This is a genomic window from Priestia megaterium (assembly GCF_023824195.1).
Classification (GTDB): domain Bacteria; phylum Bacillota; class Bacilli; order Bacillales; family Bacillaceae_H; genus Priestia; species Priestia megaterium_D.
Map to the genome: position 1 here is coordinate 2,948,297 of NZ_CP085442.1, position 13,818 is coordinate 2,962,114.

Below are 13,818 nucleotides of genomic sequence, written 5' to 3' on the forward strand. Positions count from 1 at the left end.
CTATAAGTTTTTATTTAATATTTGTGTAAAGAAATGTTTTAAAAACCTCTATGCTTGAGGATTTTCGCTTTTTCTAAAATAAGGAGCTTTCATTACTTATACTAAATACAAATAAATTAAAATAAATAAATACACTCACTCAGGCGTATCTTAATAAATTCTAGTAGTATATTTTAAAAAATAAATTATACTATTCAGTAGAGAAAATTTTATAAAAGCAAGAAAGGGACTTAGTAATGAAAGACATACAGTGGGTGCAGCAAACTTTATTTAACACCGGTAAGTGGATTGAAATTAGTGAAGTAATCATAAAGATTATCTTGATTTTTATCATTGCTCAAATTGTCATACGGTTTGCTCGTAGTGCAATTAATAAAATCTTTGATTTCAGATTTAAAACTAAGCTGCTGAGGTACAACGAACGAAAAGAAATAACGCTGAAAAAGCTTTGTCTGAGCATTGTCACGTACGTAGTGTATTTTATTGTACTTATTACGTCTTTAGAGGCAATCGGAATTAATATGAAAGCACTTTTAGCTGGCATTAGCGTAGCAGGATTTATCACAGGCTTAGGTGCACAAAATTTGATTAAAGATATTTTAAACGGCTTTTTTATTCTATTTGAAGATCAATTCTCAGTAGGAGATCACGTATCCATAAACGATACGGAAGGAACTGTTGAAGAAATTGGATTGCGCACTACAAAAATTCGCGGTGTTGACGGAGAGTTTTACTTTTTTGCTAATAGTAACATTACAAAAGTAGCGAACTACACGCTCGGTGAAATTCCCGAAGTACATAAAGCTGAACAAGTAAAAACTCGTGAAGAATAGCTTCACGAGTTTTTATTTACGACAGTTGTAAAGAATTGATCGTATGATGTAAGGTGATAATCTGCTTCAATGTCGTCATTTTGAAATGCACATGTTTTGATGCCCAGTTCACGGGCAGGCTTTAAATCAAGCTCCCGGTCTCCAATTACTAAATCAAGCTGATACTTATCGTGAAGATAGGCATAAGCGCCGCTGTCAGGCTTTCGTTTGTAGCCATCATCTTTTGTAATAATCTCCGTGAAGTAGTGCTCCATATTAAAAAATGCAAGAATATCAAGAGTAGACTGTCTGGATTTATGCGTAACAATTACATTTGTATCCGCAAAGCTCAGTACATCTTCTACGTGGGGAAAAGCGGGCTTATCTTTTGGATTGATTTTTTGCTCGAGCACATGGAAGTGATTATCAAACAAAGACTTTTCAATATCAAAGTGCTTAATTGCTACGTCAGAAGATATCTTCATTTGTTTTAAAATATCATCTTCTGAGATTGTTGGATCTGTTAGTAATTCTTTGAATGCTTTTACAATCGTTGGATAGGTATCAAAGATGGTTCCATCGAAGTCCCATAAAATATTCATTTTCGCTGTCTCTCCTTTTTAAAAACGTAACGATTATACCAAATTTTTCATTGCTTGTCAGTGAACCTTTTTGCCATCGTTGCATTTAAAGTAAAAAAACTCGTTTTATACGAGTTTTTTTACTTTATTAACTGCTGCTGCAGCCACTCCCACAGCTAGAGCTTGAACAGCTGGAGCTGCTGCAGTTTGAACTAGAACAGCTGCTACCGCTGTCATGATGGTGATGACCTCCATCGTGGTGGTGATGGTGGCGATTGTCTTCCCATGGACTTGAACAGCTGTAGCCACTGTAAGAAGCTGTATCTCCCGCATACATCGTCTTTTTATATAGCAGCAGTTCATTCATATGTCTTGAAAAGTCGGTAGCTTCGTAAAGTGAATAAAAAACAAAGCCTTGAAAAAGAAGTTCGGTTGATACATTCCCTTTTTTTAATGCTTTTTTAAAGTACGACGATCCTCCCGATTTCATTCGTTTTTTTGCATCCTTAATTTCTTCTTTTAACGCTTGAATCAAATGTCTCTTCTGTTCTTCCCATTTGCCGTTTCTTAAAAAATAGCGATCTAGCAATTCATCTTCTGATAATCTTTGAAAATCTTGAAGCGTACTTTTATCAAGCGGATGCTGAAAAAATTTTCCCCAAAGCAATCTGCTGTTGCCCGTTATGTCAAACAAATGAGCATACATCCAATCAAAGAAGGCGCGCTTATCCGGCTGTGGGGATGGAGCTGTCTCTACATTTGGCTGGTGATGCAAAAAGCGGTTGAAAAAACGGTCTGTAAAACGCTCATAATCCACTGTAAACATGATCATTTCGTGCCACACTTCATCTACTTTTGCACTAAACATCGGTACGTCCTTGATGACTGCATTTAATAAAAAGTAGCGCTTTATCTCAAAGAACGTCCACTCCACTTCATCGTCTTTTATGCTGCTCCCTTTCATACGCTGTTTTACTTGCTGAACATAAGCTGTCGGTAACGAATCTTCTAGTGAATGAACAATATCTTCAAACCCCTGATCTTTATGTATTCCAAGCTCACCTGGAAGCTCCTCTTTGTACAAGCGAAATCCCCTTGGCTTTGCAATCCCTTTAATAATTACGGCTAAAAGAATTATCGCTCCTACTATAATGGCTGCTATCATCTTCTTCCCCCTATATCGTATCTATATATTCAATATTTTACCACATTCGTAAAATACAAAAAAAGAGCTCAATTAACTTGAGCTCTCGTCATCATCGGGTATCTCGTCTACTTTTTCTACTTTGACCAGACCTTTGGTGCTATATTCAAGGTCAAAGTATGCTTTGACGATATCCCCTTTTTTTAAATTGCTTGGAATCGGTTCATTTAAATTTTTATCGGAAAATTTAATGCCCGTTCCTTCCTTTGTTGTTCCGCTGTATGTACCGTTTTCGATTTTTTCAATAGTAATATAATACACTCGATATTTATGCGCTTCCTCGTCGCCTTTCGCTTTCTCTTTAACGGTTTCTTGTTCAGGAAGCTTACTCAGTGTTTCTTGGGCCTGTTCAGAAGTCGGCTCTGCTGATCGATTTATGAATTGCATCACAACTAACACTAAACATATAACTACTAAAACTAATAATAATATCTTTTTTGCTGATAAAGACAATGAACTGTGCCTCCTTACACCTTTATGTATATCATGCTGCACACAAGAGATTATACACGATAAAGGATTAGAAATTGGAATAAATTCTATAAAAATAGTAAAAATATGAGAAAGTACCTAGAATTTTTTACGCTTTTCTGCACTTTTTTGAGATAGAAAAGAAATTTGGTACCTTATCCTTAAATTGTAACTGATTCACTTCATTTTCGAAAAGAGTTTTGCCCATATTGTCGTAAAAAAGTCATAATAAGAAGGAATATCACACCATATTGTCGAACGTATGTATATACTTATAATGAACTGCCGAACTGCTTTTCTCTACCCTCATTGTTGAGGCAATATGGCAACTGAAACAGCTTGCTGTTAAATTCAGATTACACATCTATACTCAGGAGGTGGAATACAAAATGATGTTTGCACTTATTGTTGTGGTTGGTATCGTAGCACTTGGCGTAGCTAGCTTCTACGTCATTAAGCGGCCTCAAGGCGCTGTGGATCCTGAGGATCGCAAACCGCTTGTTTCTGTAAACGGACATGTTAAATTTGCAGAAGGAATTAATCAAATTTCCATATCCAAAATCGACATGTACGATCAGCGTCTTGTTATCAATCAAGTAGCTATTATTCCATTTAACCGTATTCAACGAGCAGAATTTTCAAAGGTTGTCAAAAATGAAAAAGGCCTTCACGGAGCTCCTGTTCAACGCTATTTCGGTGAATTAACCATTCATTTCACAGACAAGAATGGACAAGAAACATACATTCGCTGTGAAACACCGAAAAAAAATCAATTTCACCTCATCTACCAGTACGATTTAATGAAAAGACAATTAAATAAGCGTCTTGGTCTTGAAGATCAGCAGCCTTACCTTACTCTCCAAGAACCATACGAACTATAAGAGAAAACCTCCCTTTTTCACATATTATTTCACTTCCCTGTACATACTAGAAGCGAAACTGAAAATGGGAGGTCATTCCAATGGATTTCGTCCGTTTTTTGCAATATTTTTGTTCAATCGCCGGTGCTCTATGCTTAGGGTTTACCTACTATCACATGTTCAAGCGTGACGCTCCGGTTAAAAAAGAAGAATCACAGCAAGGTGGAACTGATTGAAGTTCTACTTGCTGTGATTCTTCTTTTTATATCAAAAGATTATCCCTTTTCTTAAAACGCCCAGTTCCCTTTTCTAAACACAGGCTCGCTTGTACCGTCAGCTTTAATGCCATCGATGTCCATTTCAGCTGAGCCAATCATGAAGTCAACGTGGGTGATGCTGTCGTTTGCTCCGTTTTGTGCTAGCTCTTCTTTAGACATCGTTTTTCCGCCTTCTAAACAGAAAGAGTACGAGCTGCCGATCGCTAAGTGGTTGGATGCATTTTCATCAAACAGCGTATTGTAGAAAATGATGTTTGACTGAGAAATTGGCGATTGATGCGGTACTAAGGCTACTTCTCCTAAGTATTTGGCACCTTCATCTGTTTCAATTAGGTGCTTTAATGTTTCTTCACCTTCTTCTGCTTTTACATCGACAATTTGTCCGTTTTCAAATGTTAGCGTGAAGTTTTCAATTAAGTTCCCTGCGTAGCTAAGCGGTTTTGTGCTTGTTACTTGACCGTTTACGCCGTCTTTTTTTGGAAGTGTAAATACTTCTTCTGTTGGCATGTTGGCCATAAACGAGTTACCGTCTTCATTAACACTGCCTGCGCCAACCCAAATATGTTTGTCAGGAAGCTCAATTGTTAAATCTGTTCCTGGCGCTTTATAGTGAAGTTTAGAAAATTTCTTTTCATTTAAAATGTCTACTTTTTTATGTAATGAAGCGTTATGCTCTTCCCACGCGGCGACTGGATCTTCTTGGTCTACGCGCACGGATTTGAAAATAGCTTCCCACAGTTTTTCTTGCTGTTGTTCTTCTGGAACGTCAGGAAATACTTTAGCCGCCCAGTCTTTTGAAGGAACAGCTACAATGGACCAGCTGATTTTATCGGATTGGATCGCTTCACGGAATTTTTTCATTGCTTTTCCACTTACTTTTTGGAACGCAGCAATACGTTTGCCGTCTACTCCTTTTAGTAAGTCAGGACCGCTTGAAATTACAGATAAAACAGCGCCTCCGTTTTTAACAAGCTCTTCTCTTGCTTGAGCTTTCCAAGCAGGAAATTCATTAAATACAGATTCATCCGCTTTTTCATATTTCAAACGAACTAAATGATCGTCATGCCAGTCTACCTCAACAGACTGTGCTCCGGATTCATACGCTTTTTTCGCAATTTCACGAACAAAATCAGCGGAAGAAATATCGGCATTAATGTTTAAAATTTGCCCTTTTTGAATGTTTACACCGACTTTTACAGCTAGTTCGGCGTACTTTTCAATATTGCGCTCAAACTGTTCCATAATTTATCTCCTTTACGTATATATTCTAACAACTTCATTGTATCATGAATAAAACGCCAATTAAAAATGCCAGCCTATAGTTTACATAATATAATTACGTTATTTTACAGATTATTATATAGCAAAAGTTTGTTCTCTAAGAATCAGAACAAACTTTTGTCTTTCACAGATTCAGTTTTGTAGCCGAGCCGCTCCGAAATGTTCTTGCCTATATCAACCATGCGTTCTTGAAGATAAGTTAATCGCTCATTTGTCATACGCATAGTAGCACCAGAAATGCTGACTGCAGCAACGACTTGACCAAGGTGATCAAAAATAGGCGCTGCGATGCAGGTAATTCCGTATTCATTTTCTTCTAAATCCAGCGCATATCCTTTTCGTTTTACTTCTGAAAGTTCTCGAAGAAAGCTTTCTTCATCTGTAATGGTGTGATCGGTATGAGCTGGTAAACCTTTTCTTTCAAGAATGCTTGTTACCGTGTTAAGCGGTAAAAAAGCTAGAATAGCTTTACCGACAGACGTACAGTGCATAGGCGCTCTTTTCCCCACTTTTGAATGCATGCGCAGCGTCTGATTGCCTTCTAATTTTTCAATATACACTACTTCACCTTGATCGTAGACAACAAGATGAATAACTTCATTTGTTTCACTTTCAAGTTCTTGCAAAAACGGTTTTGCTTCCGTTCGTAGATCAATAGAATCTAAAAGTTTTGAACTTACTTCTAAAAACTTATACCCAAGCTTGTACCGCCCGGTTTCTTGATCTTGTTCAATATAGCCGTACTGAGCAAGAGTAGTTAGAATACGATATACGGAGCTTTTGTTGATATCCATTTGCTTTGCAATTTCTGTGACGCCTACCCCTTCTCTTTCCATGCTGACAATTGTGACGATATCCAACGCCCGGCTTACAGACTTCACCATGTTTTCTCTCTCCATTTTTCTCTCTCCTTTATGTGTCGTGTTACTGCCGGGCATTTTTTATCACTCTTATACGTTTACACGTTCTTTCTCTGCAACAAACGGATTTTGGAGGGTCCCAATTTCTCGGATGGTGCATTCAATGACATCGTTTGCGCTTACCAGTTCCGCGCCGACCGGACTTCCTGTTAAAACCACATCTCCCGGCTTAAGGGTCATAACAGTAGAAAGGTAAGCAATCATTTGCTCAACGGAAATAATCATTAAATCTGTCGAGCTGTTTTGTTTTTCAACGCCATTTAAAAACGCTTTTACATGAATGGATTTAAAATCAAGCTCCGTTTCGATTACGGGGCCAAGAGGCGTAAATGAATCAAAGGATTTTCCAATGGTCCAGTGCCCGTCTTCATGAAAATAATCCGGAGCCGTTACATCGTTTCCAATTGTATACCCAAATATATAGTCCAGCACGTCTTCTTTTGCGATGTTCTTTGCTTCTTTTCCAATAATAACTGCAAGCTCAGACTCAAACTTGACGTGCTTAATCGCAGTTGGAATGACAATGTCCTCGTTTGGACCGATCACAGAAGATACGGGCTTAAAAAAGAAGACAGGAATAGAAGGCAGTTCTTTTGGAAGCTCCACCTTTGCGGCTGCATAATTTGCGCCTATTCCAATAATTTGATTTGGCTCTAAAGGAGCCAAAAGCCTTACTTCACTCAGTGAAAAAGTCTGTCCTGTATAGTCCCATTTCTCAAATATATTTCCTTTAATGACGCTGATCGTATCCTCTTTTAGTACACCTGTATGACGGCTATCTTGTACAGCGAACCTTACAAATTTCATGACATAACTCCTTTTCCCATTTGCTTGATTTTAATAAGGATAGTGGATAGTCAGATTCTTAAGATGTAAGTACAGCCTGCCATCCCTATGCTGACAGGCCGTTTCTTTACTGTTTTATAGCTGCTTTTGCCTTTGCTTCGATACGGCGGCGGTGTAAAATGGGCTCCGTATAGCCGTTTGGCTGATCATAGCCTTGAAATACTAAATCGCAGGCTGCCTGAAAAGCAATGGATGTGCTGTAGTTCGTTGCCATTGGCTGATACAAAGGATCATTTTCATTTTGTTGATCCACTACTTTTGCCATTCGCTTTAATGTTTCCGTTACTTGTTCTTTTGTACAAATTCCATGATGAAGCCAGTTAGCTACGTGCTGACTGGAAATACGCAGCGTTGCCCGGTCTTCCATTAGCCCTACATTATTAATATCCGGTACTTTTGAGCACCCTACTCCTTGGTCGACCCATCTTACTACATAACCAAGTATTCCTTGAGCGTTGTTGTCGAGCTCCTGCTGGATTTCATCTTTGCTCCAATTTGGTTTTTCTGCTACAGGAATTTGCAAAATGTCATCTTGTAAATCAGTAGACTGAGTAAGCAGTTCATTTTGAACATCTCTTACATCAATTTGATGATAGTGAAGAGCATGAAGCGTTGCTGCAGTTGGTGAAGGCACCCATGCCGTATTCGCTCCTGCTTTTAAATGCCCTACTTTTTGTTTAAGCATTTCCGCCATCATATCCGGCATTGCCCACATTCCTTTTCCGATTTGAGCGCGGCCTTGGAACCCGCTTGCTAATCCTACATTTACATTGGACTGCTCATAGCCTTGAAGCCATTTAGACGCTTTCATATCATTTTTACGAATAACAGCGCCTGCTTCCATTGAGGTATGAATTTCGTCACCTGTTCGATCCAAGAATCCAGTATTAATAAAAGCCACTCGGTCTTTTACTTCTTTGATACACGCTTTTAAATTAAGCGTCGTGCGGCGCTCTTCGTCCATTACGCCAATTTTAATCGTATGACGCTCAAGCCCTAGCATATCTTCAATTGAATTAAATAACGTGTTGGCAAAAGCCACTTCTTTGGAGCCGTGCATTTTCGGTTTAACGATATAGATAGAGCTCTTTTGAGAATTTTGATACGTACCGTTTTTAAGCAAGGTGTGTTTGGCAATTAAACTAGTAATCACGCTGTCTAAAATACCTTCATAGATTTCGTTGCCATCTCGATCTAAAACAGCGCTGTTTGTCATTAAATGCCCAACGTTTCGAACAAACATAAGCGAACGGCCAGACAGTGAAATCTTTTTCTTGTCGGGAGAAACATAGGTACGGTCTGGATTTAAACGCCTTGTCATGTTTTGACTTCCTTTTTTAAAAGTAGACGTCAAATCACCTTTCATTAATCCTAGCCAGTTGCGGTAAACATCTACTTTATCTTCTGCGTCTACTGCGGCTACTGAATCTTCACAGTCCATAATCGTCGTAAGAGCTGCTTCCATTAAAATATCTTTTACACCCGCATCGTCTGTTTTACCAATCGAATCCGCACGATCAATTTGAACTTCAAAATGCAGGCCGTTGTTTTTGAATAAAAGAGCATCAGGGCTTTCTTCTTCTCCTTGATACCCTACAAATTTCTCTTCTTCCTGTAATTCTGTTAAACTGCCATCGTTTAATTGAGCGACTAGCTTTCCATTTTCAAGGCTGTACTGAACCACTTCCGCATGAGAAGACTGAACGAGCGGAACCACTTCATCAAGAAAATTCTTCGCAAACGCAATAACTTTTTCTCCTCGAATTGGATTATAAGAACTCGTACGCGAAGCTCCATTCTCTTCACTGATTGCATCAGTGCCGTAAAGAGCATCATAGAGACTTCCCCAACGTGCATTAGCAGCGTTGATAGCATACCGAGCGTTATTCACTGGTACAACAAGCTGTGGTCCTGCTTGATAGGCAATTTCGCTGTCTACTCCTTCTGTACCAATAAGAAAATCTTCTGCCTTGTCTTCTAAATAGCCAATTCTCGTTAAAAACGATTTGTATTCGTTAAAGTCACCGTCAGGATTTTCTTGATGCCACGCATTAATTTGAGCTTGCAGCTGATCACGTTTTTCTAACAAACGTTTATTTACGGGTGTTAACTCTGTTACTAACGCTTCAAAATCAGACCAAAAATTTTCTGTACTTAGGCCGCTGCCCGGAAGAGCTTCCTCATTGATAAATTGATAGAGAACTGGAGCTACTTTCAGATTTCCAACTTGTTTGTAGTTTGTCACCGTCTGTTTCCTCCTCTTACTCTTTTACATTTTAAAATTGGACACGCTTTCATTCCTTTTTGCTAAAATGGTTAAGATGAACATATGCGGTTCTGTTTCTTATTGCGAAACAGCGTTTTATTTTTGTTAAAAAAATCATATCATCGAGCGAATGTATTTTCAAGAATTTTCTAAAAATATTCTACTTTTTTCTTTTCTTTTTTGACTTCAGCGCAGCGGCTCGGACTTGGAAAAAGCTTTCCTGCATTTAATAGATTTTTAGGATTAAATACTTCTCGTATATTCATTTGTGCTTGAATTTCATCTTCATTGAAAACAAATCGCATTTCTTCTTTTTTTTCAATGCCCACGCCGTGTTCGCCGGTAATCGTTCCTCCTACTTCTGCACATACTTGCAAACATGCGCTTCCGGCGTCGAGTGCTTTTTCAGTTTCCCCTGGCTTTCTAGCATCAAATAATACAAGCGGATGCAAGTTCCCGTCTCCAGCGTGAAAGATATTGGCAATGCGAAGGCCAGATTCTTCGCTAATTTTGTTGATTCGCTTCAGCACTTGAGGCAGTTTACTTCTTGGAATGACGCCGTCTTGTACGAGATAGTCAGGGGATATAGCTCCCATCGCTCCAAACCCTGTTTTACGATTTGCCCACCACCTCGCGCGCTCTTCTTCACTTTCAGCTACTTTCACTTCTCGTACGTTTTGTTTTTTACATACGTCTAAAATACGAAGGATTTGCTCTTCTATACCGGCTGAAATGCCGTCTACTTCAATTAATAAAAGAGCTTCAATATCTCTAGGGTGTCCGACTGGAAATGCAGCAGCTTCCACTCCTTCAATGGCGGTTTTATCCATCATTTCAAGCGCAGCAGGCACAATGCCGGCTGATATAATGTCCGATACCGCTTGACTGCCGTCTTCTACGCGGTCGAAATAGGCAAGAACCGTTTGTTTTGCTTCCGGATTTTTCAAAATGCGCACAGTAATTTTTGTAACGATTCCTAACGTCCCTTCTGATCCTGTTAAAAGCCCTAATAAATCATATCCCGGTTCATCCGGAATACCTTGCTTGCCAAGTTCAATTACATCTCCATTTGGAAGCACCACTTCTAACCCTAAAATATGGTTGGTTGTTACTCCATATTTAAGACAGTGAGCTCCTCCTGCGTTTTCTGCTACATTTCCACCAATGGTGCAGCAATACTGACTCGAAGGATCCGGTGCATAATAATATCCTTTTTCAGAGATTGAATTGGTTAATCTAAGATTAATAAATCCCGGCTCTACAACGGCACGCCTGTTTTCATAGTCGACGCTAAGAAGTCGCTTCATTTTCACTAAACTAATAACCACTTCGTTATTAAGCGGAATCGCTCCTCCGCTCAGCCCTGTCCCTGCTCCTCTTGCCAGAAAAGGCAAATCATTTTCATTGCAGTATTTAACAATGCTAGAAACTTCTTTCGTATTTTTAGGAAATACCACCGCTTTAGGCAAATGTCTATGAATAGTAAACCCATCGCAGTCGTATGCAAGCAAATCTTCTTTGTGATACAAAATAGAATGAGGGTCTACTAGTTGAGAAAGATTTTTCACATGAAGATCTTTTATTCTATTTTTCTTCAACACGTTGTGCTTCCTCCTCTTCTTTTTGATAGGCCCACTCTAAAAGCTGTACCGTGTGAACAATTTGCTGACTTCGTCCATATTTTTTCACTCCTACTGCCATCTGCAGCATGCATCCCGGGTTTCCCATTGAAATCATTTCTACGTCATGAGGCACGTGTTCCATTTTACTTTGAAGCACAGCTCCCGCCATATCAGGATTTGTTAAATTATAAATTCCTGCACTTCCACAGCATCGGTCCGCATTAGCCATATGAACCATTTCCACTCCTGGAATAGAAAGTAAAATATCTCTTGGTTCTTCTCTAACTCCTTGACCATGAGCTAAATGACAAGCATCGTGATACGTAATGCGCTTATGCAGCTTTGCCTGCGGGGGGCGGTATCCCGTATCGTGAAGGTATTTTGAAATATCCTGGACTTTTTCAGCAAAGACTTCGGCTTTTTCAAGCCACTCTTGCTCTTCTTCTCTAAATAGTTCGGGATACTCTTTTAACATGCAGCCGCATCCCGCAGCGTTTACAATAATGGTATCGGCATGCTGAAACGCCTCTATATTTTTTTTTGCAAGCTTCCTTCCCATGTCTCGGTCTCCTGCATGAACGTGCAAAGCACCACAGCATGTCTGAGACGGAGGAATAACGACGTCGTTTCCGTTTCTTCTTAATACATTAAGAGTCGCTTCGTTAATATCACTGAACATGACGTCCATGATGCAGCCGGTTAAAAAAGCCACTTCTGCTTTTCTGTCGGCTTTTGCTTTTAAAACGCGTTTCTTTTTATATTTTTTACGAACAGAACGGGTAATTTTAGGCATTACATGTTCTATTTCTGCTAGATGTGTCGGCATCATATTTAACATGCCAGTTGTGCGCATCATTTTTTGCATCCCGCTTTTTTGGTACAGCTTCAATAAGCTTCCTGCAGCTTCTAAGCGGTGAGAATGAGGAAAAAGTTCCTTAAGAAAAAATTTGCTGATCATCCCTTTCCACCCGGTCAAAGGCATCGCCTGACGAATTTGGCCGCGGGCTTCTTCAATGAGTCCGCCAACGTCTACATTTGCAGGGCAAGCAGTTGTACAGGCACGGCAGTCCAAACAGGCAAAAACAGGGTCTGTAAACTGCTCATTTACGTTTATTTTTCCTTCTGCTACCGATTTGATAAGATGCACGCGTCCTCTTGGTGAATGCTGTTCTTGCCCCGTTAGTTCATAAGTAGGACAAGACTCCAAGCACATTCCGCAGTGTACACAATCCGCCCATTTTTTTTCGTCTGGCGCGTCTTTCCACAAATAATTGCTGACGCTTTGACATGGAGCATCTTTGATATCCGCCTTAGCTGAATTCACTTAGATTCCTCCTATAAATCGTTTATAGTTAAGCACATTTTTAGCGTCCACCTTTGCTTTAATTCCTGCTAGTAACGGAAAATGAGAAGGTTTTTCTCCCCACACATTTACTTTTTGACGCATTATAAAAGGCAAATGTTTAACCACCACGTATCCTCCGTACGTTTTAGCAGTTTCAGTCAATGAAGTGATAACGGAAAGAATGGCTTCTTCTGAGCCTTTTATGTAGACTGAGCAAAGACCGTGTCCAACGCCTCCATGTGCTTTTATCAGCACTGGACGGGACGTTTTTAACGCCGTACTTTTATTTATCACATCCAGTACATTCATATTTGGTACGCCAATTTTTAGCGTGGCTTCCGTTTCTTCTTCGGAAGAACAACGTGCACCATTTGGACTAATGTTACTAAAAAATCCCCAAAATACCTCGGCTTCTTTTTCGTGGAGTACTTTTAAAACCGTATCAGCCGGCTGAATACTTTTGATGTAATTCTCTTGATAATGAACGGAACTTTCCACGTCTTCAAAGCTGATTACAAGCGTAAACAGATGCTGCCCTATTACATCTTCAGCTAGAGAAGGATCTAATAATTCCAAAGCAACGGGCTCTATCATGGAATCTAAGACTTTGCTAACAAATGCATAAATTTCTTCGATATTGCCTGTTGAAAAAGAAATAAAGACAATGCTTTGATATTTAGGCAGCGGACGCAGCTTTAACGTTATTTCGGATATAACGCCGAGCGTTCCCATTGAACCAATAAACAGCTTATTCATATCATAGCCAGCCACGTTCTTGACGACTTTTCCCCCTGAACGAACAATGGTTCCATCTGAATATACGACTCTCATGCCGATTACTGCATCTCGAGCTGATCCATAAGACAAGCGCTTTGGACCACTTTCATTCGCTGCAATAATCCCGCCGATTGTAGCGTAGTCTCCTAGAGCTGGATCAAGTGAAATTTGCTGATTGTACGTTTTTAAATACGTTTGCAGCTCTCCAAACGGCGTACCAGCTTTTACAGTAACCGTCATATCTCCTACGGTATGTTCAACAATTCCGCTGTATTCAGTCAGCGAAAGCAAAAGGTCTGCTGTGTCTATAAGCCCGCCAAACCCTTTTTTTGTACCGTTCCCTTCAATAACGACTTTTTTTCCGTGTTCCATCGCATACTTTAAAACGGCTGCTATTTCTTGTTCTGAAGTTGGCTTAACATGAAGGGATCCGTTATTTCCAAGGAAGTGATTCATATGCTGTTCTTCAAGTGTGGAAGGATGAGATAAAATGGATTTTAAATGACCTGGAAGCTTCAACGTACTCAATAAATTGACTCCTCTCGTTTTGTAATA

13 protein-coding genes are annotated in these 13,818 nt (G+C 39.5%); 3 read left to right on the plus strand and 10 right to left on the minus strand.

All coding sequences use genetic code 11. The features are described 5' to 3' along the window. Positions 1-236 precede the first annotated feature (236 nt). The gene (locus tag LIS78_RS14965; protein WP_252283923.1) at positions 237-833 is read left to right on the plus strand and encodes a mechanosensitive ion channel family protein; all 597 of its coding nucleotides are present in this window, start codon (positions 237-239) and stop codon (positions 831-833) included. Positions 834-835: 2 nt separating this feature from the next. Here LIS78_RS14965 and LIS78_RS14970 read toward each other — a convergent pair whose 3' ends face one another. From LIS78_RS14970 to LIS78_RS14980, 3 genes are all read right to left on the minus strand, one after another. After that, complete coding sequence (locus LIS78_RS14970) at positions 836-1,414, minus strand: HAD-IA family hydrolase (RefSeq protein ID WP_116071537.1); 579 nt, start codon at positions 1,412-1,414, stop codon at positions 836-838. Between the two features lie 127 nt (positions 1,415-1,541). Further along, positions 1,542-2,558: a UCP032817 domain-containing protein gene (locus tag LIS78_RS14975; RefSeq protein ID WP_195782869.1), complete on the minus strand. Its 1,017-nt coding sequence runs from the start codon at positions 2,556-2,558 to the stop codon at positions 1,542-1,544. Between the two features lie 72 nt (positions 2,559-2,630). Beyond that, positions 2,631-3,050 (minus strand): hypothetical protein, encoded by a 420-nt coding sequence (locus LIS78_RS14980; RefSeq protein ID WP_014459592.1) that lies wholly within the window; start codon positions 3,048-3,050, stop codon positions 2,631-2,633. A gap of 407 nt (positions 3,051-3,457) precedes the next feature. Between LIS78_RS14980 and LIS78_RS14985 the strand changes: the two genes are divergently transcribed. Beyond that, positions 3,458-3,949 (plus strand): hypothetical protein, encoded by a 492-nt coding sequence (locus tag LIS78_RS14985; protein WP_028409022.1) that lies wholly within the window; start codon positions 3,458-3,460, stop codon positions 3,947-3,949. 80 nt (positions 3,950-4,029) lie between these two features. Then, entirely contained in the window at positions 4,030-4,164 is a 135-nt protein-coding gene (locus LIS78_RS31410; protein ID WP_013083673.1) for a hypothetical protein, read from the plus strand. A gap of 51 nt (positions 4,165-4,215) precedes the next feature. Here LIS78_RS31410 and LIS78_RS14990 read toward each other — a convergent pair whose 3' ends face one another. The 7 genes from LIS78_RS14990 to LIS78_RS15020 all read right to left on the minus strand — a co-directional run bounded on the left by LIS78_RS14990 (position 4,216) and on the right by LIS78_RS15020 (position 13,791). Next, a complete protein-coding gene (locus LIS78_RS14990) occupies positions 4,216-5,448 on the minus strand; it encodes an aminopeptidase (RefSeq protein ID WP_195782868.1) in 1,233 nt (410 codons plus the stop codon). A 143-nt stretch (positions 5,449-5,591) separates the two neighbouring features. Then, positions 5,592-6,386, minus strand: coding sequence for an IclR family transcriptional regulator (locus LIS78_RS14995; RefSeq protein WP_195782867.1), 795 nt, complete (start codon positions 6,384-6,386; stop codon positions 5,592-5,594). Between the two features lie 51 nt (positions 6,387-6,437). Further along, entirely contained in the window at positions 6,438-7,214 is a 777-nt protein-coding gene (locus LIS78_RS15000; RefSeq protein WP_195782866.1) for a fumarylacetoacetate hydrolase family protein, read from the minus strand. Between the two features lie 106 nt (positions 7,215-7,320). Then, entirely contained in the window at positions 7,321-9,498 is a 2,178-nt protein-coding gene (locus LIS78_RS15005) for a malate synthase G (protein WP_195782865.1), read from the minus strand. Positions 9,499-9,668: 170 nt separating this feature from the next. Then, positions 9,669-11,120 (minus strand): FAD-linked oxidase C-terminal domain-containing protein, encoded by a 1,452-nt coding sequence (locus tag LIS78_RS15010; RefSeq protein ID WP_252283924.1) that lies wholly within the window; start codon positions 11,118-11,120, stop codon positions 9,669-9,671. Beyond that, positions 11,104-12,465, minus strand: a complete 1,362-nt coding sequence (locus LIS78_RS15015) for a (Fe-S)-binding protein (protein ID WP_195782863.1) — start codon at positions 12,463-12,465, stop codon at positions 11,104-11,106. Before LIS78_RS15015 ends, LIS78_RS15010 begins: the two co-directional genes overlap by 17 nt. Continuing rightward, positions 12,466-13,791: an FAD-binding oxidoreductase gene (locus tag LIS78_RS15020; RefSeq protein WP_252283925.1), complete on the minus strand. Its 1,326-nt coding sequence runs from the start codon at positions 13,789-13,791 to the stop codon at positions 12,466-12,468. Positions 13,792-13,818: the final 27 nt, after the last annotated feature.